The sequence below is a fragment of the Rhodococcus sp. KBS0724 genome (genome assembly GCF_005938745.2).
Taxonomy (GTDB): domain Bacteria; phylum Actinomycetota; class Actinomycetes; order Mycobacteriales; family Mycobacteriaceae; genus Rhodococcus_F.
Window position 1 is genome coordinate 5,272,330 of sequence record NZ_VCBX02000001.1, and the last position, 20,644, is coordinate 5,292,973.

The following is a 20,644-nucleotide window of genomic DNA, read 5'->3' on the forward strand; positions in this document are numbered from 1 at the left end:
CACACAAACAACTCCGCCCGGGACGATGTCCCGGGCGGTTGTTTATCTCAGTAGGTAAGTTGCGGGTCTGGTTGCCGGAGACGCTCTTCCAGCCAGATTCGCAATTCCGGTCCGTACTCTTCGCGTCCCAGTGCATGGTCAAGTGAGGCTCGTAGGAATCCACCCGGGTTTCCGAGATCATGACGAGATCCCCGGTGCACCACGACATGGACGGGATGACCCTCACTGATCAGCAAGGCAATCGCGTCGGTCAGCTGCAACTCGCCGCCCTTACCTGGCTTGATGGTGCGCAGGGCGTCAAAGATCTTGCGATCCAATAGATACCGGCCAACAGCAGCCAAGGTTGAGGGCGCACTGTGCGTATCCGGCTTCTCCACCATGCCTACGACCTTGAGAACGTCAGGGTTGTCGGAGTCTGGCTCAACGTCAAAAATTCCGTATGCACTGACTTCATGTCTCGGCACGTCGAATGCGCAGAGAACAGATCCTCCGCGCTCATCCCTGACCCTCGACATGGCCTCGAGCACCCCACCGGGATGCACCAGATCGTCTGGAAGCAGAACCGCGATGGCGTCCTCGTCAGCGCCGAGAACCGATTCTGCCAGGCCGACGGCGTGTCCCAAACCGAGTGGAGACTCCTGAACAACAGGTTCCACCGAGATCAACCCCGGCGCCTTTCGGACCCGCTCCAGGAGATGATGTTTTCCCGCATCCTGCAATCTGTTTTCCAGAACAACATCTTCCAGGAAATGCGCCATGACACCCGCTTTTCCGGGCGCCGTGACGATAACCAAACGTTCCACTCCCGCAGCAGCAGCTTCACTGGCGACCAATTCAATCCCCGGTGTATCTACCACCGGCAGAAGCTCTTTGGGAACCGTTTTGGTGGCCGGCAAGAAACGAGTGCCAAGCCCAGCTGCCGGCACCACCGCAGTCTTGATCGAGGATGATCGCACTGTAGTCATCATTTACCTTTCCTGATGCAGACTCATTCATCTACACGCCACTGATGTTGCATCTACACGCCACTGATGCCGCGCGGATCTCTTCGATGAGTGCCTATCGGATTCTGAGCTGCACGCTGCAAACTACTGCGAAACATACGTCAGTTTTGCAATACATTACACCGGCTCCGGGCCACGAAGGAAGCTACACAATTCCCCAAAAAACCGCCGAAAGAACTAGTGCCCCTGGGACCTTGGTCCCAGGGGCACTAATAGAATTCGGGGCCTATCAGCCCCATTCGGCTTCAGCTGCGACAACTCCGTAGAGCGGGTCGTCGTAGCCGATATCCATGGTGCATTCAGTCGGACGAGGATCCGGCACAAAGGCCCACAGCAACGCCCCGGCGGTGCCGGCTGTCTTCTGACCCGCAATCTTGTCGCCGATGTGTGTCGCCCGAGTTGCGAGAGGCTCACAGCTACCGGCCAATTCACCGATTTCGGCCACCAACAGCGGCTTTCCGGCCGCAGTGGCCTGGGTAATGCGACGCGCCAGTCCATTCCACTGGTCACCGGGAAGAGCAACACCATCAGCGCCGTAATCGTGGTACTGAACAACGTCGACGTAGGGCGACTCGCTGACGTACTGGTAATCGTCACCGCCGGTGCCACATTGGCCGCCGCCGAGAAGCCCAGCCGTAATCAAGGTCTTGGGATCGAGCGCCCGCACTTCTGCACCAGCCGCGTCGTAGAACGAGCGCAGAATTTGCGCTGTGTCGGACGGGCACGTCCTGGTCCACCAATTGCACGCCGTGTCGGTGCATAGGCTCGGTTCAGGTTCTCCCACCAATTCCCACGCCGCCAGCGACGGAGAGTCTTTCCACCTGGCAACTGCTATATGCATCCAGTCCTGAAAGCTGATCAGCGACTTCGCAGCGTTGGCGTCGAAGTCTTTCCAACCATCTACGTACCAGCTACGTTCCTTGAAATTCTCGTCCTCGCACGCTCCGTCCTGCGGCGAGAGGACGGGCAGGATCATCTGATTGTGATCCTCCGCTGCGGCGAACACCGCGTCCATGGGTCCAAAATCCAGCTCCCCCGTAAATTTGTTGATCGCCAAGGCCTGAAACAGATTGAAACGCGTCAGAGACTTTGCCGGCAGCGATCCAAAATAGTCGTCGAGATCGACCATCGCACCGCAACCCCAGTTCACACCCCAATCTGTGGCGAGCTGATAGGCATTGAATCCTGTTGGCCACCAATCTTGCCCGTCAAGTTTCAGTCCATCAACGGTAGCGGTGACGCGGGCTCCCGGTTGCGGGGCCGCATCCACCGTGCGTGCGGCCACGCCACTCACGGTGAGAACAGTAGCGGCACTGACAAGAACTGCGGCCACTCGACGCCAGACAGACGTTGGAGGTTTCATTTTTTTCACTCTCGGAGACATGTTTACCCATCGCTCGAACGCAGCATCCCCCCGCGTCCAAAGTGTCCCATAAATCCGGAGTTTTAGCCTCCCTCTTGCTTATTGCCCGTCAGCCGATACAGCCGCCAGTTTGGCGGTACCGTTCCCCCGTCGTTCTCCACTTCGATGACCAACGCACCAATTCCACCGGAGCCTGTTTCGTACATGGTCGGATACCGTCGATTAATGGCGTCAGCCACTCCGCGCTCCTCGTTGGGAACGGTCAATATGTACTCAACTCCGGACTCCGACGGGTTGTTCAATATCTTCACAAAATCGGTGTCGGAGGTAATCACAAACTGTTTCGGATTATCAGACGCCGTGATAACGCCGAAGGCCAAGACCGTATCGGTCAGCACCGATCCATCAGGCAGATCGAGGTCGTCGAGGTAGTCGGCTATCCTGCGTTCCGCTCCGAAGGTCCGCAGAATCGCCTGTTCGGCGGGATCCTGGCGGCCTGGAATGACCACACTCGCAAGCGAGTGTTCCAAGGACGCGAGTCGCGGACTTCCCATTGCGACAAAGGTGACCGCAGTTGACCCGAGCAGTAGCACCAGCGAAACAACGAGCATGATCGAGGGACCGGAGTATTTCGGTTGATCCCGGACCAACTCGGGACTGGCGGCACACCCAGGCCTACGCGACACAACGGGCCGCTCGCGTGGTGAGATCAGCACTGCCAACACAAAACACAGCGGGACGACAGCAAGATAGAAGCGCAGAAACGGAAACGTCGAGCCCATCATGTAGAGCAGGGTCTGTGCGCCGAGCACTGAGCCGAACAGCACGATCGGAACGATTACTTCGGGATCGCGCCGCCGCCACGCCAAGACAATCGCCGCGGCGGCTAGCACCGGGAACGCCGGCCCGAGTATCGCTATCTCCGTCAGCGAGAACATCATCCGGGTCAGCGGTGTATCGGCAGCTCCACCGGCCTGCTCGATAATCGCACTGTTGCCGTACACCGACGAAAACTGTTGAAACGCTTGCCCTGTGATCAACCAGCTCGAGGCAGACCAGGCAAGAAATGCGATGAGCCCCGGAAGCAACACAACGGTCGCGTCAATCGCAGCTGCCCACGATCGATGAAACTTGTCGTCGGTGTCAGTCTTCGGAAATCTCAACCAACTGACCACGAACACGAGCACCACCGCAACGAACATAGGTGCAAGGGCGTCGTACCGGGTCAGATAGGCCAGTGCGAGCGCCAAACCGGCTGCGATCAGCTCATGCGCGTCGTCGTTGCGCATCCATCTGATGAGGCGGCGAACAGCCCAGATGACGAAGAAGAGATACAGCGCCTCACTCATGCCGTTGGCCGCGTACATGAGAATCATGGGATTGAGAGCAAACAACACAGTGACCATGATCGTCACCCATCGAGCGCACCCACGATCACGTGCGATGCCCCGAATCTGCATCACCGCTCCGGCCATGAAAAGCGCAGACGTCACGGACGCAGTGATGTTCCAGCGCAACAACTCCGGAAACCAGTTCCCCAACAGACCCATCGGAATCTGTGCAACTGCGGTTAATGGTGTGAAGACGAATCCGATTGCTGCAAAGTGCGGATCGCGACTCCACAACATTGCAGATACTGCAGCAACCCTGCTCATTGCATCAGTGAAGATGAATTTGATCTCCTCGTTCAGCCACACACCAAGGGCGATGTACACCACGGCCACCGCGGTGTAGACCCCCCAGGGCAGTCGTTGACGTTCTTCCTCAATGGGACCGGCAGAGTCCAACGTTCGTGACTCTGCCGGTGCGGCGACAATCATTGTGAACGGCGCCTGAAGAACAGCACGCCACCCACAGAAATAACTACCAGTGCTGCGGTGCCTGCTGCGATCAAACCGATTGTGGTGGAGCTGATGCCGCTATCGTCGTCGCTGGTTTTCGCCCCACTTACCGGTGCAAGATTGACGCTGATGTCGAAAGGATCGACATCGCGAGGAGCAACAAGGACATCACCAGCCAGCCTTCCGAACCGTGCCGGATCACCTTCCAGCCAGTTCAGCATGTTGTCGACATCGGCTGCGTCACCGTTAGAGGTAACAACAACGATTTCGTGGTTGGGAACCACAGCAACCTGCATGCTGCCGTATGGCGCATTGAACTGAAGACCGCGCAACCGCAGCAAGCCTTGATCGGCGGTTTCCATCGGCAGGTCGAGATCCACGCCATCCGGAAGCTTTCCGTCTGCAGCGACCAGCACCGCCGGCAACGGACTGGAAGCCGCATCGACAAACGACTGAACTCGCGGCTGCAACGGCAAGTAGCTCAGCCGCTGCATCTGAACCAGAAGACGTTGCGCCCGAACAGTATCGGCAAAATCTCCGCGCGTGGTCCCCACTTCTATGATCGGCAGCATCGACTGTGGCAATGACTGGAAGCCCCCGGGATTTGCCGGTTCAGCGACGTTTGAGCTGATCGTGCTTTCCGGATCAATCGTCAGCGTCGATCCGTTGCTGCTCCCACATTGAAAATCCCCGGAAACATCCAGCGCTGCCGTCACCTTCATCTCCCGCGTCACCAACTTGTCGGGGATCGTGAATTCGATGTCGAAGCGACCGTTGTTGTCCACTGCCCGACTGTCGAGACGCTGATCCCCCACGCTGAATGACAACTGAGCGCTTCGTGTACTCGGCATCGGAACATAAGTACCGATCATGCGCACGGTCACATTCTTCATTGCTCGGCCCAATTGAGACTGGGTGAACGGCACCTCAACCTGGACGTGCTCGAGCCCTGACGACGTCAAAGAACCGAGTCGTAAGTCGCCGACAGGAACAACATCGCGAGAGATTTCCGCGACGGCCTTCGCCGATGCCGTCAGTGCTTGGCTTGCGGCCCAGAAACCATTGAAGTTTGCCGCGAGCAGATTAACCTGCGGGACAAGCGATCTGTCGTCACCGGCCAAACGCAGGACAGGATATCCACTGGGTCCGGCGACGAGGTCGATTCCGCCTTCCCCCTCGGCACCAACCAGAATGTTCCGCTCGAACAGACCGGGAACGCTGTCTGGGAGCGACTGCCCGGCCGGTAGCTCGGCGAGAACCACTGCGTCTGGTTGACTGCCATAGCGATTCACTATCGATGTGCTGAGAAGCAGTGCGGCGGTCTGTTGTGCCTGTGACGTATTGTTCGCGAGATAGATCGTGGCTTTACGCAGAATCGGCGGAAAGAAGTTCGAGACAGTCGACGGCTGCGCTTCGGTGCCGTCGTACACGATCGAAGTGTTTCGCAACGCGAGTGGTTGGTAGTTGCTTCTGTCGTAGCAACGATCATCAACGGGAACGAGGTGCCCGATCATCGAAACGGCGATGCTCCGATCGATAACCGTCAGACCGGCAAGCGGTATCGAAATCGGCAGTCCTTGGCCAACTTGAGCAGCATCAAATTCCACCCGCGAGACTGGGCGGCCATCAGCACTCACTTCGATCCACCCTCGGCTGAAATCGATAGGTGCCGTGACTGTCCCGATCAGAGCAGTTGCAGTAAGTCCGTCCGGTACCGGTAGTGAAACAGTCAGCGGCTCATCATTCGCCGAGAACACCACATCAGTTCCCCGGCCAAGTTCTTTAAGAGATATGGCGCCGACGTTGGCATCAGCGGCGACATTGGTTTCAGCAGCATTCTCGACCACCTGCGCCCCGGCAATTGTGTTGAACGCAAGGACCAAGCAGAAGGCAGCCGCAAGCGTCATCGTCAGATTACGACGCAGCCCGTTAAAACTGGGGACCATCTGCAAACTCTCCTCGGGAACGATCACACGAAACACGAACAATGTTTCAAGGGCAGAAGAGTTACGACCGTCCCGCCCCCGCGATCACGTGATCGGGTTAATTTCAACAAACAGACCATAACCGCCAATTGGTACGGTGGCTAATTATCCCGGACAATGAGATTTAGCTTCCTGCGCCAACTAGGAGCTAGGTCACAAAGGGGTATGCCAAACGTCCCAACAATCTGGAGGGTACGTGTATTCACGGCGAGTTCACTGGCGCTGCACAGGAATTGCGTTATTGCTATCTTTTCGCAATCCCTCGATCCCGATCCCGACTGGTAACAGACGCCACAATCGCTACCATGGCCCGAGCACACCTCCGCCCGAATTCACGAACGCGCCTTGCAGTCCAAGATAACTATCAAGCAGCTTGCCTATACTTCGTACATGCGTAAGTTCCAATTCGAGCGCGCGACACAACGCACAAGCCTCGCAATCGCGCGCCTTCTTCGCGTTACACGATCGGCCAGATATCGGAATTCACTAAAAATGTTCAGGTACGGCGCTATTCGACTAACTCACGGTCCAAGGGCAAGCGAACTGGCCACGCTTCGGAGACGCAGGGCACTCTTCACCTTCGAGACTTCAACCGCCGCGTGGCCAGAGGCAATTCTGCCCCACGCTGTGTCGAGTTCGCGATTCGATACTCTCGAACACAAACTCTCGTACAAGTGTCCAAGTAGCAGACTTACGACGCACGCGCGAAAGGCTTGTGGCTCAATCAGTTTCCAGATGACCGATAACCGTTGCATTGCTTCGCAACGCTCGGATCCGCCGCATCGCGCTCAGTATCATCCTCAGTTACCTTGCAGCCATATAGGACTCACTACATTGCATGGCGTACCGACTGCGACAACATGCATCATCATCACTATTAATTGACACAATCCGTCCTTCGCCCGCCTGCCTAACCACGCAGTGCACAGCAAGGACGAACTCACGGTTCAATACGCTAGGCCGGGTTGGGCGGCACATCGTCTGTGCAGATATTGCGTAACTGCGCTAATCAGACTCGGTCAGCGTGAGGCAGTTGTGGTCTGCCAACTCAGCGTGATTGATGGCACGACCGAGCCAAACAGCTAGAAACGCGCCTGCTGTGATCCATCCGGCGACAATCTCGGTTATCCACCACATACCGGCAAGTGTGACATGAGTTGGGAAAAAGCAACGGTATTTGGTCCCTCTTTATGCAGGATAAGGTTTCCGATGATCATGCGATCCTCTCCGAGGTGCCCACATTGCCGATTCGGGATCGCACTACTTCGAGTAGAGAGGCGACTCAAGTGATCGGTGAACGATAAGCGCGGATCGACGCAAAAGGGCGGACCGACGCTTCCGAGCATGTCCGGCCCAGCCGTCCTGGCTTCTGCCACCGGATCGCTGCGATTTAGCACCCAGGCATCGTTCAGATGACACCCGAGCAGCGGTCGGGGCGTTGACCCAGGCCGAAGTTACGGCCATGCCTGCGCATTCCCACCACCGCCGCGGAGTCTGCACTGAATGGAAGGTGGGCGGTACCAGGGCACGACGGGCGACAATGTCGTACTCAAGGGGGCGTGCACATTCCTGCATGACATTCAGATCAACAAGGCTCCGGGCAACGGCGTGACGATCGGCAAAGCGGGCACGGGCGCCGTCGCGGTCAAGCTGACGAACGTCCAGCTCCGCGAGAACGCCGGATACGGCATCCAGACCGTCGCCGCATCCGATTTCGCGGACGGACGGTGGACAAGCCTCGACATCGGCAACTCCAGACTGTCCGAAATCAAGCTGGACACAGGCGCACAGAACCTCACCAACGTCCACGTCTGGGGATCTGGCCTCGAATCAGCGACCGACAATCACGGTATCTGGATCAACTCGACCGGAAACCTGCTAGTCACATGGCAGTCCGAAAAGAACCTCGGGTCAGGCGTCTACGTCACAGGTTCGAACAACGAGTTGTCTTGTGGGCGCGCCTGGGGCAACACGATCAGCGGGATCCGCGCCTTGAACGCACTCCGGTGCACGTTGGTGGGCAACCAGATCTACTGGAATGGCGTCGCAAATGTCGGCGGCACCACTGCGCGCAGCTTCTCCGGCATCTACCTCGACGGCACTTCGCAGGAGTGGACGATAACGGGTAACAATATTTGGGACAGCGCCGTCGTGGTCCCGCCTGGTAGTTACGTGACGGCCCCGACGTATCCATACATGGGTCGCGATACTGCTGTCTTGACTCAGCCCTACGGCTACGCAGAGGCAGGTTTTGCGACTTCAATGTCCTGACGGGCAACACCATCCGGAAAGAGCGCGCACGCTCGGCAGCATTTGTCAACGTCGGCAACAGTAATATCTGGTCAGGAAATGACCTTGGCACTGCGGCACTTCCGACGCAAACTGTTACCACCACACCCACTCCTGGAATCGTGAAAGTTCCGGCGGTGTCCGACACGATCATCGTGGCTGTGGCGCAAGAAATTACAAGCATCGTAGGTCACCGTCCAGGGCGTGTTGTACGAATCATCTTCACCAACGCCAACCCATTACCGTTGCGCGACAACGGAACCACGCTGAACCTGAATGGGGACTTCAGTCCTACAACGAATGACGTACTCAGCCTGGTCTCGGATGGCACGAATTGGTACGAGATCGCCCGGTCGGAGAATTAGACCATTTGCCCCGTAAGCTCCGCCCGATGAGGGAAAAGTCAATCGATGTCGCCAAGGGTCTAGCCATAATCGCAATCGTTCTCGGACACGTTCTGCGAGGGCTTGTTTCGATCGATGTGATCGATGGCGACGGAGAGGCATTCCAGACAGCCGACCGGGTCATCTACATGGCACACCTGTCGGTGTTTGCATTGCTGTCAGGTCTGTTCGTTCAGGCAGGGCTCACTAAGTACGGCCAGGCCGACTATTTGCGGCGCAGGGTGGGGATGTTCCTCTACCTCTACGTTCTGTGGTCGCTGCTACAAGGACTTGCTGGCCTGATACTTGCACCAGAAGGCCAGACTCTCGGCGACGTGCTGTCTCTGTGGCGACCGGATAGTCAGATGTGGTTCTTCCTGTGGCTCGTCGTTGTGACCGTCGCCGTGGCGGTGCTCAAGCCGTGGGGAAGTCCTGTGCGTATCGCCGTGGTTATGGCTATCGCGCTGGCTGTCAGTCTTTCTCGCTGGGGAATCTTTGGATCGATCGGCGGGACACAGGGACTCGGGCTCGTTGTGTTCTTCTTCGCGGGTGCCGCGTTGGGTGCTGATACCTACTCGCGACTGGTCACGAAATCTGTTGCTGTGTCGGTTGCGCTGGCCGTAGCTGCGGGTGCTGTGTACGTCGGCCTGACTGTCGGGCTCGATGCGACACCGCCGAGTTCAGGTGGCGGAACACGTACGGAAGTAACCATCGCTCTCGGGTTGATCGCCTCGACAGCTGCTGTCGTCTCGATTGCGTACATCTCCAAGCTGCTCAGTATGACGGCATTATCGCGACCCCTGGAGTTCCTCGGACGTCGGTCGATGGAGATCTTTCTCGCGCACGTTTTCGCGATCAATGCTGTTCGAGTCGTATTGAACAAGGCGGGCGTTGATAGTCCCGCAATTCACATCGTTCTCGGCACAATCGCAGGCGTGGCATTGCCGCTGCTCCTCTGGTGGGTCGTGACCCGGTTCCGTAATCCGTTCATCTTCTCCGCGCCAGCATTCATTACTGGGGAGTCGAGTCGCGGAAGCATCCCGCTGCCGCGCCCCCTGTCGCTGCCTGATCGGCCCAGTCTTGCGCGAACAGGAAAGGCCCTTCAGTGATTCGAAGGCTACTGCTGAGATTGATGGCGCAATCGCCGACATTCATGTCGAGTGGACTGGGCACTAATCGTGGCAACGATTCGGCTGCTTCTCGCGCTTCTCTGCACGTCGCAGTTCGGCGGCTGATTCTTCGAGTTCGGTGTGGCTGATTGCCCGACCGATCCAAAAGGCAGCTAACGTGCCCACGACGATCCAGACGGCGACAATTCCGACAATCCACCACATAGCTGGAACTGTGCCACACGACCGGTAGCAACGGGGACGTTAGTCCCTCCGAGGTGGAAGGTTCACCCCTGAATTCATCCGCCCAGAATTGCTCACGCGGCTGGAAGAGCTCAACGGCGCTTAGCTTGTGAACGCACAACGCCGGTGAGCCATGCGCACCGAGCCGGTGAACGGTGCGCAGTTCAGAGGGCCCTCCTCCGGCGAGTGACAGCCGGTAGGCGGGCCATGCATGACGGTTCCTCGCGCCTGAGTGGTGCCGCCACGACTGTTCTGTAGCCGATCGGATCGAATCCGAAACCCGCGCAGAATCGCTCACGCGTGGCGATCATTGGGCAGGGAAGCCAAGGTCTCGTTTCGATCACGGCCGACTGGGTACATGATTCGCAGGCCGCGACGGCCGAGGTGTGCGTGCGGCCTCGCAACCGTGCGGTTCAGGTTCTTGCCGGTTGAGCACACAGCCCAAAGGAGCCGTTGTCGTTCAGGATTTCTCCACGTCGGGGGATTTCACTTAAATGAACGATGCCCCCACTCCCATCGCTGGGAGTGGGGGCCTTTGTCGTCATCCGCGTTGAGCACACAACGTGAGGACCCTCTATCCGTGCTGAGCTGACCCCTCATGTCTTGCCTCGCATTCCTAACCGTAGGCCTGCGCCCATGTTCGCGCCAGGTTTCCGAACAAGACGATCGGAACAGATGGTGGCCGATTCGTATTGCTGCCCCGCCCAGAATTGCTCAGTCCCACATCCGTTGCGGGTGTCGGATGGATTGAAGTCGGCAGGGCACTCTGACCATGGTTGCCCCTATTGAATTACAACAGGGTCAACCATGGTCGAGTTGGTTAGAGAACGGTCTTGATTCGACCGACCAAGTCCGGTCCCATCGTTTTACTGAAAGTCGCTGAAATGTGCCCCGCCGCATCTCGATACACAATAACCCCACCGATGACCATCGGGCACTGGTCAACCGTGCAGAACAGGTCAGTCATATCGATCAGGGAGGCTGCCGCCGACATCTTGGTGGCTCGAATCAGCGAGTCTTCCTCGGCCAAGGCTTCACTCCGGGGCAGACCACACCGGGTGATCGCATCAGCGTCGGCGCCAAAGCGGGTGACGCACGCAATGGATTCCTCTGTCGCAGTTGGGCTGTCGGCGACAGCGACGATCTTTGTCCCGCGGGCGGCGACTGGCTCCCACGCATCCACATAGGCTTGGGCGGCTGCCGACTTGCTGGCCCCACCGAAAGCTCGCGAACTGGTCGTGATGACGAGGTCGAACTTGTCTCCGTTGACGAGCCGGTCTTGCACCTTCTCCATCTCCGACTGGCAGTCCCGATTGCCGTTCTCCCATTTTTGCCACTGGCATCCGTTGCCCAGGAATGTTGTCAGGGACCAATTCGATCCGACGATCTGATCAGCCAATGCAGGTGTGAGCATCGCAGCGTGGGAATCTCCGATGATCGCCACCTTGAGCGCGTCAGGTTGCTTCGACCCGTACGTGCAGCTCGGCATCGGGCCGCCTGCTCCTCGCCAGCACGAGTAGGCACCCTGATTATCCTTGGCGAAAGTGTTCAGTGACGGGACGAGTTCGTTCGGTCCGAATACCGTGGGGCATCCGGCCGCCGTGTTGACCATCGACGCGGCACCGAAACACGGATCGATTACGGGAGCTGTAGCTTTTGTATCGCTGGCCACGACGAGCGTTTCACTCAATTCACCCACGCGTGCATCACGATCCATGATCTGGATCGTGAGCAGTCCGGCGAGCAGTGAGGCAGCAACGATGAACCCGGTCATAGACCAGGACTGAGGGGAAATCTTGAATCGAACGTCGCCGTTGCGCTTAAAGGTTGTGTCTTGCTCGAGCCACTTGGAGTGACGGATCGGATTTTCGTACAAGTAGAAGGTCAGGTGAGTGAGTCCGAATGATAAGACCAGGACGGCGACGTAGTAGGTGACGGTGTCCGGTTGCATCACCGCAGCGAGCAATACGATGACTGGCCAATGCCACAAGTAGAGGGTGTAACTGGTATCGCCGAAGTAGTGGGCTACCCGGCTTGTCAGCGGCGCCATTCCAAAGACTTCGCTGCCATGGAATGCCGCAACAACTAGCGCGGTAGAGAAGACGGGCAATGCCGCCCACGGTCCGGGGAACTGGCTCGATGCATTGATCAGGAATAGGGACGCCGCAACGCCGGCCAACCCGCCATAAGCGAGAACGGGTCGGACCTGTTTTGGAATGTTGACCAGCAGCGGTCCGCAGATTGCGACGAGCGCACCGACTCCGAGTTCCCAGACCCTGGTGAAGCTGGAGAAGTATGCACTAGAGGGATTAGATGCGGACTGAGTGACTGCCCAGATGAATGATGCGGCAACGATTATCGCCATCGAAGTCGCGAGAGCGATCTGACGGACATTGCTACTGCCGCGATGGCTGGACTTGCGAGTCCATAGGTAGATGCCCAGTAGTAGCAAGGGCCAGACGAAGTAGAACTGTTCTTCGATCGACAGCGACCAGTAGTGCTGCAGCGGAGAGGGTGGCTGACCTTCCTGGAAGTAGTCGGTCCCTACCCGCTCGAAGTGCACGTTGGCAGCGAAGAGCGCCGCCCACAGGGCATCGACGAGGGTTTCCTTGGCGCGAACCGCCGGGAACAGGATGTAGCTGAACACAACCGTTACGAACAGAACGAGTAACGCGGACGGAATGATGCGGCGCACTCGTCGCGTGTAGAAGTTCTTGAACGAGATGGTGCCAGTTTCGTTTCGCTCACGGATCAACATGCCGGTAATGAAAAAACCGCTGAGCACGAAGAAGACGTCGACGCCGACGAATCCGCCGGACGGCCACGCGAACAGGTGGTCGGCAAAGACCGCGAGGACTGCAACGGCGCGCATGCCCTGCAGGTCCGGTCGCGAGTTCGGCCTCGGCACTTGCCTGACCTTTTTCCTGCTGTCACGTTTTTTGCCCGGCAACAGTGAAGTGACCACGATCGACCCCTTGATAATTGAGTCCCGGAAAATCTTCCAAGGGACTCAGAGAATATAACTGGCAATTTTGAATATTCGCCGGTCGAGGTATACAACAGGCCGAAGCATTGGCAAATTAATATCTCGCAATAGGCCTTGGTCTATCAAATGAGGGACGGAAATCCCGGACCTTGGACCCGCCCAGAATTGCTCATTATGTGGCAACCATCGCTACATCTCATATACCGGTGTGGCAGTGATCCCTGCAGGGCGCGGCTAACAAACCCGACGAACATCATGGGTGCATCGTGACCACGCAAAAGCGCGGAGTCATCCTGGCCCCGGAGTGTGCCTGCATTCTCGAAGAGACGTCGGCAGCGAAAGCGGCGGACGCCGAACTCAAGGTCGCAATTGTGGCTGGCAATCTAGCGGAAGCTCGATATGGAAGGCGGTGGACCCGACAGGAGTGTCCACATGCCTGATCCAGAAGTGGGGCGACTGGCCGTCACCCAGCCAAAAGGGGCTGCGCGTGCCGCGTCGCGCGATAGCCAAGGGCAAGTATCGGCTTCGGCTCAATGATGCGTTGACGGCCGCGAACTACGCAGGACCCGAATACGCCTGTGGTCCACGTCAACCCCAGGAGACTCAATCTGCGCCGCTCTCTAATTCTTCAGAAGGCGCTCAGCCCCAACGACTTTGGTCGTAGAGAAGACCGCATACGACCGCCGCTACGGCAAGCAGACACAGTCCAATAACAAGCAGAGTTTCCAGCCGGCCAGTGGGATCAATGCGGGGATCAATGCGCAAGAATTTTCGTCCAGATCGAGAGCTTTTTGTCACCCAGAAATCGTCTCACTTCGACCGCCCCACGGGGTGGTGCAAAAGGCTCGAAACACTACGACCATCCGCCCCAGAATTACTCACTTTGTACCGCGCATTGCTTCACAAATTCACGCTGATTCAACCCACGATCGTCGATAACGGAAACGACGGGGCAACCCGGCGGCTGCAGCATCCCCCGATACAGCGCCGTTCGCGCTGCGGGTAGGAATCCGGGCGATGGGTCTCCGCGCTCGCATTTTTGTAACTAGACGAATGCGCAGTTGGCACGAAAATGTTGCCGAACTGTCGCGCAACCGACAATGTCACACAAACAATCGCAACACCCACTGGTGCACAGACCCACACTCAGGCAATATGTCCGATATGAGCGGTTTCTCTCGATGGGTCGAGCGTCAACTAGAACTTCGCCCTGACCAAGACATCTCCGATGCTGCGCGTGCGCTGCAGATCCGACCGTCCGAGTTGAAACGGTGGCTCGGGTCGAAGCGCCCGCCCACTCAGGAGACGATGCGCTTGGCTAGTCGTGTCTTCAATGCTCCCATCCGGGAAATCCTGATCGCTGCGGAGTACCTGACAATCGAAGAGGCCTCACCAGATGGACTCCCGACGTCGGAACTCAGCACGCAGGAACTGTTGGCGGAGCTTTCCCGACGCGAAGACTCCACAATTAAGATCCTGAGCCGCACGGCGGACACTGCAAGTAATGGCTGGTGAGGAACCTCTAGCTCGGTGTCGATCCGGCAAACACTTGTGCCGGCTCACCATCTGCTGCCGTCATCGTGACCGAATCACCCGCGCGCAGCCACACGGCCTCACTACCTGAGATTTCCATCTGATGATCGCCTGCCCGGATCTTCACCCGTCCCGATGTACACAGCACCACCGCAGGACCATCTCCGCCCAGCGCCACTTCGCGGTTCACGTCCAGTTCCCATCGCCGAAGAACGAACTCTGGGACGGGCGTCGGGTAGAGGTATTCGCTTCCTCCGTCGCATGGTTCCGGATCGAGAACGTCCACCAGGATCGGAGTGAAGTCGAGGATGCTCGACAACTCGTCCACATCGATGTGCTTGGTCGTCAGTCCACCGCGGAGAACGTTGTCTGAATTGGCCATGATCTCGACAGCGCTTCCGCTGAGATACGCGTGGAGGTTCCCGGCTGAAAGAAAAAGCCCTTCCCCAGGCGCCAACGACACCCGATTGAGCAAGAGCGACATCAGTACCCCCGGGTCGCCGGGATAGCGGCGAGCCAGATCGAGCGCGGTCGCCAACTCCGCCTCGAATGTGTCGACGATCCATCCGCCCTCATCCAACAGTGCGGTTACCCGCTCGATCACCTCGAGCGCCACGCGATCGTGATGTTCACGCGAGCTATGCATCCAACGCAGCGCCACCGCCTGCAATTCCGCTGGGCACGGATTTGCCGCAAGTGATGCGACGTCGTCAGCAACACCCGAAAGGTCCAGTGCGGTCAGCAGCGTCACCGTCGAACCAATGTCACGAAAGCCGGCCAAGGCTTCGAATTTTTCCAGTGCGACAACAAGTTCCGGCTTGTGCCGATTGTCGCGATAGTTACGATAGCTGGCTGCGAGATCAATTCCGGCAGCATTCTCGCGCGCAAATCCCGCTTCAGCTTGTGCACTCGTGGGATGCGCCTGCAAAGACAGCGGCTTTTCTGCTGCCAGGATTTTCAGCAGAAACGGCAATGTACCGCCGAAAGCCTCGGCGCACTGGGCGCCCAATTGCGTCTGGGGATCTTCGCGGATCCGGTCGATCAGAGTTGTCGAACCGGATGGCTCCCCCACTGTCGAGGGGGCAGATTCGTGCGCTCCGAACCACAGCTCTGCTTCCGGCGTGTGCGACGGGAATGGCCGTCCGGCCAATTCTGCGAGGGTGCGGCGCGAACCCCAGTCATAGGATTTGATCACTCCGGTGATCAGTTCCATCGCGCACCTCCCGACCTGGCAAATATCCTCCCGTGCGAAGGATCAACGCGCTCAGACTCGCACAAAGGTCAACGCAAGGGAAAACAGCAACCACACTCACGCACTACGTCCACCAGTGACACAGACCAAAGTCCCGCGCAGGTCACTGAAATTTCCTCCACCACAAGGAAATCGATCAGCGAAATCCTGCGATCACCGAAATTCCGGATCCTCGACTACACGCTCGGAATACTGCGCAACGGTCACACCCAGCGCTTGGGCCCGCGCAGCCAAAACCTTCATGGCAGAGTCGATGTCGATCTGATCGAGTTCTGCAATCACACCCGCGGCCTGTTCGATTGTGGTGCGGGCGGAGAGAATATGTTGCGCCGCAACGGTTGCCGCTTCGGACCGACCGTCGACGTCGGACATCGACAGTGCAATTGCAGCCAGATCAGCGAGCGACTGGCCGAACGCATTGTCCCGAGGCAGAGACTTCCACGGATCCGCCGTGAACACTGCCAGCGCTCCGAGAGGCCGCTCGGCAAGTCGCAGCGGAAATACGCGGCAGGCGCCCAGTCCAGAGCGCGCCGCGGCTTGCGCAAACGCATGCCACCTGGGGCTGGCTATCTCGAAGTCGTCGATCATGACCACCGACCCGGTCAATGCGCTCAGCACCACAGGGTTACGGTGCACCAGATCGCGGTGCGGTTCAAACCCCTCCTCGACGGATTCACACACGATCTCGATGCCGGTTGAATCTGTGGCCCGCAGCAGCAGCACACACCACGCGGCGGTGAACGATCGTCGGGTTCGTTCGGTGATGGACTCGAGCAGGGTGCGCGAGTCGAAATCAGTGGTCAGCAAATGAGTGATCTCCGCAATCATCACCTGCGGCAACGGAGTATTCATCTGCGTCCTTCCTTGCTCGTCTTTACTCGACATACTTGCACTCCCCCAGCCCTTGCAACCCCCCGAAGCGGATTCCTCACTCGCTTTCGCCTCCCCCGTCCGAGAATCGGAGTCGGCGATGAACTACGTCATCTGCCACATCCCAAATCGGCTTGCCCGACGAATATGCGGTGGCCCGCAGTCGTGACAGGGCATCGGCCACCGAGACGTTCAACTGCACGGCAATCATCCCCACGGCTTGATTGACCTCGGGGCGGTGAAATGCATTGACCATGCCGCCGGTGTGCGAGTTTTCCTCGAGAGACAACTCGTCGAGCAACGACAACGCAATAGCGTCGGATGATGCCACGGCTGCGTCGAGTTGAAACTGCGTCAGCGAGCTGGGAGCGCGTCGGTAAAGCTCGAGCACACCGAAGACTCGTCGCCCGCCGCGCAAGGGAAAGGCATACACCCCACCGACCCCGGAACGTTCTGCGTCACTGGAGAATCCAGGCCAGGAATCGGCGTGTTCCGGATCAGCTGTGTTGTTACACAGAACTGGACTCCCGGAAAGAAACGCGTCGACGCAAGGTCCGTCGCCACTGGTGAATTGGAGTTCGTCGAGGTGTTGCGCAAGAGCATCCGTCGCGTACATCAGCTCCCGCGCGGACGAACTGCTCAGCACCGTCACGGCAGCACCGTCGACCCCGGTCAGAGACACGCACTTCGCACATAAATCTGCTGTCACGGGGAGCTCGACTGCTGCCAGCGCTCCCTGGGCGAACACAGAATTATCGCCGGCGGATTCCGGCGAATCTTGCCCGTCGCCGCGAGAACGTGTGACCACAAGCTTCACCTCCTCGCATATCCGACGGCAGAGTCTTTTTCTGCATCAACATTGCACGCCGCGGGGCAACGGCGACGCCGAATAAGCGTACTGTCGAGGTTACCGAATATCGGGACATCTCCGGCGCGCGACCGGGTTGGACGTGTCGATGCCACAGCACAATGAGGTGGCGGTAATCTGACGCGCAGATCGGCACCTGATATCGATGGTTATTTCGCGTGGTCACCGGCCTTCACCCGATAATTCCGATTCGTTCCGGCGCGCTCATCTGGCGGATCCCATCGCCATGGAAAAGCTCCGCCGGCTCCTCGATGTCTCGGCCACATCGCCCGATCATGTGATCGAGCTGATGACACGCTGCACTGGTGCTGCCGTCGAACTCGTTTCCGGGGTTGATCACGCGGGTGTGACCGCAACATTGGACAACACCCCGTTTACCGTGGCGCCCACCGATCCGCTGGTGGAGGCGTTCGACCGCGCGCAGTACGACTTCGGTGACGGACCATGCCTCAGCGCATCGAGATCGGGAAACTACGTCCGCATGTCAGTCGCGGATGTGGAAGAGCGTTGGCCGGTGCTCGGGGACAGCGCTCGGGCCGCACAGCTCACCGATTTCCTCGCGGTACCGCTTTTTGCCGAAGAATCACCGGTCGGTTCGTTCAACCTTTATTCGCAGAAGAGCATCGACAGCTCGGTTCGGGACCGCGATGTGCTGACAGTGCTAGCCGATTATCTGGGCCACGCTCTCGAAGCCGCGGCTCGCGATGACAAGCGTGGCCGAGCTGCCGGCGCCCTGCGTGACGCGATCGGGGCGCGAGTCGACATCGAGCGTGCAGTGGGCGTCGTTATGAACCAAAACGATTGTGACGCTTCGGTTGCATTTCGTGAACTGGAAACCCGATCAGCCGCAAATTCGGACAATATACTTGATGTGGCCCGTCAGATTCTCGCGTCTATCGATGACGGACCGGCCTGAGTAACCAGTTGAGCGGGGTAGCCATGAAGGAGCGCTCTGAAAACAACGTCCTCGACAGACAACCGAGCGAGGACATCGATCCAAGCGAGCTCATCGACAAACTCGACGCCCTCGTCACCGCATTGTCCGACGTAGCCGCACGCGTAGGTCCAGGCAGCGCAACCGATGCCCTCTTGAAACAGGTGTGCGTCCGTACCGTGGAGACCATTTCCGGAGCCGACATGGCCGGGGTGACCCTCCTGTCCGAATCCGGCATCCCCCGTACTGCAGCGAGCACACACAAAGCCGTCTTGGACGTCGACTTCGACCAGTACGCCTGCGGAGAAGGCCCGTGCCTCGAGGCCGCACGGACGCGATCGGTAGTGCGCGCTACCGTCGCAGATTCCGAAGTGCGATGGCCGGCTTTCACCGCGAATCTTCGCGGAGCGGGAGTACAGAGTTTCCTGTCCGCCCCCTTGTGGGTCGACGACCGGCACGCGGGAGCCCTCAACATCTATGGCCATGGCGCCCACGGATTCAGCGAAGTGGACGCGTTGATCCTGCGTGTGTACACAACGTCGATCGAGGGTTTACTGCGCGTATCGAAGGAAATCGAGTTCGCGAAGCACGAAATCGCCGGCCTCAACACCGCGATGAAATCCCGGGCAACCATTGAACAGGCCAAGGGAATCCTGATGGCGATACGGGGGTTCAGTTCCGAAGCGGCATTCGACGTCCTGGTCAAGGAGTCGCAACGAAAGCAGCAGAAGCTGCACACCATCGCTGACGAGATAGTCAAGCGTGCGGAAGCGTCACAGTAGAATTGGGCAAAACAAACCCAAGGTACGACGTAGGTCACTTTTCGCAACCATCGGTTTATAACGAATTACAGCCGGGTATGTCTCTGTCTGTGGAGCGAGGTAACTATAACCTCGCTTACCCGATTTCGGACCCTACGACACGACCCAGGAGCATAGCCAGTGACAACCTTGCCGACTGATCTGCACGCGGGATCGACAATCCCCACACTCGCCTGTATTCGAGTGCGCGCCGCAGCCGACCAACTCAGCACCCTACGCGGAATGACCTGCAACATCGCCTACAACCACGGTTTCGACGTCGACGGTGTTGCCGACCTGGAACTGGCCATCGACGAAGCAGCCAGCATGCTGATCGCGCTGGCAGCGCCAGGTACCGACATCACCTGCACGTTCACAGCCCCGGAAAACGCACTCCGCATTGCCGTATCGGCAACCTCCACCACGGGACAGCCGGCCGGCAAAAGCTCCTTCAGTTGGTTTGTGCTCGAGTCGCTCACCGACAGCGTCGAACTCGACGTTGAGCATCAGGCGTCAATTGCGTACATAGGGAGCGACGACGCGCGCCGGCGTGATGCAAGTAACGCCTCCATCGTGACGATAACCCTGCAAAAGAACCTTCTTCACCGCCCCGAGTAACACGTATCGGATGGATTTTCCACCCGACTACCGGCGTTCGATAACACGCCGAGCGTAAAAAAATTCGCAACTACACCTATGACGCCCAAGCCCCTCAGACACAACTCCACAGCAGGTCAGAGCCACTATTAGGCGATCCACACCCGTGAGTCAATGTCCTGAATGTCGATACTCGTCAAGGTTTTGTGGAAGTTATCGAAGACAGAAAAAGAAGAGCATGGCAGGATCAAGGGTGAGACCGAACTCTCGATGGGAGGGCTCGGCTCGATGGATCCAGGAGAATTTGGTTATGGCTCAGGGCAGTGTCAAGTGGTTCAACGGTGAAAAGGGCTTCGGATTCATCGAGCAGGAAGGTGGCGGACCGGATGTGTTCGTTCACTACTCGGAGATCCAGGGCAGCGGCTACAAGTCCCTCGACGAGGGCCAGAAGGTCGAGTTCGAGATCGGACAGGGCCAGAAGGGCCCCCAGGCTCAGAACGTTCGCGCCATCTGAGTTCGATCCCCGTCTGACTTCAGACTGAAAAGGCTGGACGCCCGCACACGCTGCAGGCATCCAGCCTTTTCTC

17 protein-coding genes are annotated in these 20,644 nt (G+C 58.3%); 8 read left to right on the top strand and 9 right to left on the bottom strand.

What is annotated here, in order from left to right:
* Positions 1–47: 47 nt before the first annotated feature.
* The 4 genes from FFI94_RS24180 to FFI94_RS24195 form a co-directional block, all read right to left on the bottom strand.
* Positions 48–965, bottom strand: a complete 918-nt coding sequence (locus FFI94_RS24180) for a UTP--glucose-1-phosphate uridylyltransferase (protein WP_138873378.1) — start codon at positions 963–965, stop codon at positions 48–50.
* Positions 966–1,233: 268 nt separating this feature from the next.
* Complete coding sequence (locus tag FFI94_RS24185) at positions 1,234–2,367, bottom strand: cellulase family glycosylhydrolase (RefSeq protein ID WP_051730636.1); 1,134 nt, start codon at positions 2,365–2,367, stop codon at positions 1,234–1,236.
* 83 nt (positions 2,368–2,450) lie between these two features.
* A complete protein-coding gene (locus tag FFI94_RS24190) occupies positions 2,451–4,187 on the bottom strand; it encodes a phospholipid carrier-dependent glycosyltransferase (RefSeq protein ID WP_138870048.1) in 1,737 nt (578 codons plus the stop codon).
* On the bottom strand, positions 4,184–6,154 hold the full coding sequence (locus tag FFI94_RS24195; protein WP_138870049.1) for a hypothetical protein: 1,971 nt from the start codon (positions 6,152–6,154) through the stop codon (positions 4,184–4,186). The genes FFI94_RS24190 and FFI94_RS24195 overlap by 4 nt, the downstream gene beginning before the upstream one ends.
* A 1,542-nt stretch (positions 6,155–7,696) precedes the next feature.
* Here FFI94_RS24195 and FFI94_RS24200 point away from each other — a divergent pair.
* From FFI94_RS24200 to FFI94_RS24210, 3 genes are all read left to right on the top strand, one after another.
* The gene (locus FFI94_RS24200; protein ID WP_138870050.1) at positions 7,697–8,464 is read left to right on the top strand and encodes a hypothetical protein; all 768 of its coding nucleotides are present in this window, start codon (positions 7,697–7,699) and stop codon (positions 8,462–8,464) included.
* A gap of 155 nt (positions 8,465–8,619) precedes the next feature.
* The gene (locus FFI94_RS24205) at positions 8,620–8,847 is read left to right on the top strand and encodes a hypothetical protein (protein ID WP_138870051.1); all 228 of its coding nucleotides are present in this window, start codon (positions 8,620–8,622) and stop codon (positions 8,845–8,847) included.
* 26 nt (positions 8,848–8,873) lie between these two features.
* The gene (locus tag FFI94_RS24210; RefSeq protein WP_138870052.1) at positions 8,874–9,974 is read left to right on the top strand and encodes an acyltransferase; all 1,101 of its coding nucleotides are present in this window, start codon (positions 8,874–8,876) and stop codon (positions 9,972–9,974) included.
* A gap of 63 nt (positions 9,975–10,037) precedes the next feature.
* Here the strand turns inward: FFI94_RS24210 and FFI94_RS33830 are convergent, their stop codons facing one another.
* A complete protein-coding gene (locus tag FFI94_RS33830; RefSeq protein ID WP_185993304.1) occupies positions 10,038–10,199 on the bottom strand; it encodes a hypothetical protein in 162 nt (53 codons plus the stop codon).
* 838 nt (positions 10,200–11,037) lie between these two features.
* Positions 11,038–13,125 carry an acyltransferase family protein gene (locus FFI94_RS24215; RefSeq protein ID WP_260684272.1) on the bottom strand — a complete coding sequence of 696 codons (2,088 nt, stop codon included), beginning with the start codon at positions 13,123–13,125 and terminating at the stop codon, positions 11,038–11,040.
* A gap of 1,242 nt (positions 13,126–14,367) precedes the next feature.
* Between FFI94_RS24215 and FFI94_RS24220 the strand changes: the two genes are divergently transcribed.
* Positions 14,368–14,718, top strand: coding sequence for a helix-turn-helix transcriptional regulator (locus tag FFI94_RS24220; RefSeq protein ID WP_260684273.1), 351 nt, complete (start codon positions 14,368–14,370; stop codon positions 14,716–14,718).
* A 7-nt stretch (positions 14,719–14,725) separates the two neighbouring features.
* Here FFI94_RS24220 and manA read toward each other — a convergent pair whose 3' ends face one another.
* The 3 genes from manA to FFI94_RS24235 all read right to left on the bottom strand — a co-directional run bounded on the left by manA (position 14,726) and on the right by FFI94_RS24235 (position 17,666).
* Complete coding sequence (gene manA, locus FFI94_RS24225) at positions 14,726–15,949, bottom strand: mannose-6-phosphate isomerase, class I (protein ID WP_138870054.1); 1,224 nt, start codon at positions 15,947–15,949, stop codon at positions 14,726–14,728.
* A 192-nt stretch (positions 15,950–16,141) separates the two neighbouring features.
* Positions 16,142–16,840 carry a GAF domain-containing protein gene (locus FFI94_RS24230; RefSeq protein WP_185993305.1) on the bottom strand — a complete coding sequence of 233 codons (699 nt, stop codon included), beginning with the start codon at positions 16,838–16,840 and terminating at the stop codon, positions 16,142–16,144.
* Positions 16,841–16,916: 76 nt separating this feature from the next.
* A complete protein-coding gene (locus tag FFI94_RS24235; RefSeq protein WP_138870056.1) occupies positions 16,917–17,666 on the bottom strand; it encodes a GAF and ANTAR domain-containing protein in 750 nt (249 codons plus the stop codon).
* 205 nt (positions 17,667–17,871) lie between these two features.
* On the opposite strand from FFI94_RS24235, the gene FFI94_RS24240 reads away from it, so the two are divergent.
* From FFI94_RS24240 to FFI94_RS24255, 4 genes are all read left to right on the top strand, one after another.
* Entirely contained in the window at positions 17,872–18,642 is a 771-nt protein-coding gene (locus FFI94_RS24240) for a GAF and ANTAR domain-containing protein (RefSeq protein ID WP_138870057.1), read from the top strand.
* A 23-nt stretch (positions 18,643–18,665) separates the two neighbouring features.
* Entirely contained in the window at positions 18,666–19,442 is a 777-nt protein-coding gene (locus FFI94_RS24245; protein WP_138870058.1) for a GAF and ANTAR domain-containing protein, read from the top strand.
* Positions 19,443–19,601: 159 nt separating this feature from the next.
* Positions 19,602–20,078 (top strand): ATP-binding protein, encoded by a 477-nt coding sequence (locus FFI94_RS24250; protein ID WP_138870059.1) that lies wholly within the window; start codon positions 19,602–19,604, stop codon positions 20,076–20,078.
* Positions 20,079–20,367: 289 nt separating this feature from the next.
* Positions 20,368–20,571 (top strand): cold-shock protein, encoded by a 204-nt coding sequence (locus tag FFI94_RS24255; RefSeq protein ID WP_003943666.1) that lies wholly within the window; start codon positions 20,368–20,370, stop codon positions 20,569–20,571.
* Positions 20,572–20,644 lie beyond the last annotated feature (73 nt).

Bases quoted from the DNA above. Each gene is read 5' to 3' on its own strand.
- FFI94_RS24180 (WP_138873378.1), bottom strand. From the start codon at position 965: ATGACTACAGTGCGATCATCCTCGATCAAGACTGCGGTGGTGCCGGCA.
- FFI94_RS24185 (WP_051730636.1), bottom strand. From the start codon at position 2,367: ATGAAACCTCCAACGTCTGTCTGGCGTCGAGTGGCCGCAGTTCTTGTC.
- FFI94_RS24190 (WP_138870048.1), bottom strand. From the start codon at position 4,187: ATGATTGTCGCCGCACCGGCAGAGTCACGAACGTTGGACTCTGCCGGT.
- FFI94_RS24195 (WP_138870049.1), bottom strand. From the start codon at position 6,154: ATGGTCCCCAGTTTTAACGGGCTGCGTCGTAATCTGACGATGACGCTT.
- FFI94_RS24200 (WP_138870050.1), top strand. From the start codon at position 7,697: ATGGAAGGTGGGCGGTACCAGGGCACGACGGGCGACAATGTCGTACTC.
- FFI94_RS24210 (WP_138870052.1), top strand. From the start codon at position 8,874: ATGAGGGAAAAGTCAATCGATGTCGCCAAGGGTCTAGCCATAATCGCA.
- FFI94_RS33830 (WP_185993304.1), bottom strand. From the start codon at position 10,199: ATGTGGTGGATTGTCGGAATTGTCGCCGTCTGGATCGTCGTGGGCACG.
- FFI94_RS24220 (WP_260684273.1), top strand. From the start codon at position 14,368: ATGAGCGGTTTCTCTCGATGGGTCGAGCGTCAACTAGAACTTCGCCCT.
- manA (WP_138870054.1), bottom strand. From the start codon at position 15,949: ATGGAACTGATCACCGGAGTGATCAAATCCTATGACTGGGGTTCGCGC.
- FFI94_RS24230 (WP_185993305.1), bottom strand. From the start codon at position 16,840: ATGAATACTCCGTTGCCGCAGGTGATGATTGCGGAGATCACTCATTTG.
- FFI94_RS24240 (WP_138870057.1), top strand. From the start codon at position 17,872: ATGGTTATTTCGCGTGGTCACCGGCCTTCACCCGATAATTCCGATTCG.
- FFI94_RS24245 (WP_138870058.1), top strand. From the start codon at position 18,666: ATGAAGGAGCGCTCTGAAAACAACGTCCTCGACAGACAACCGAGCGAG.
- FFI94_RS24255 (WP_003943666.1), top strand. From the start codon at position 20,368: ATGGCTCAGGGCAGTGTCAAGTGGTTCAACGGTGAAAAGGGCTTCGGA.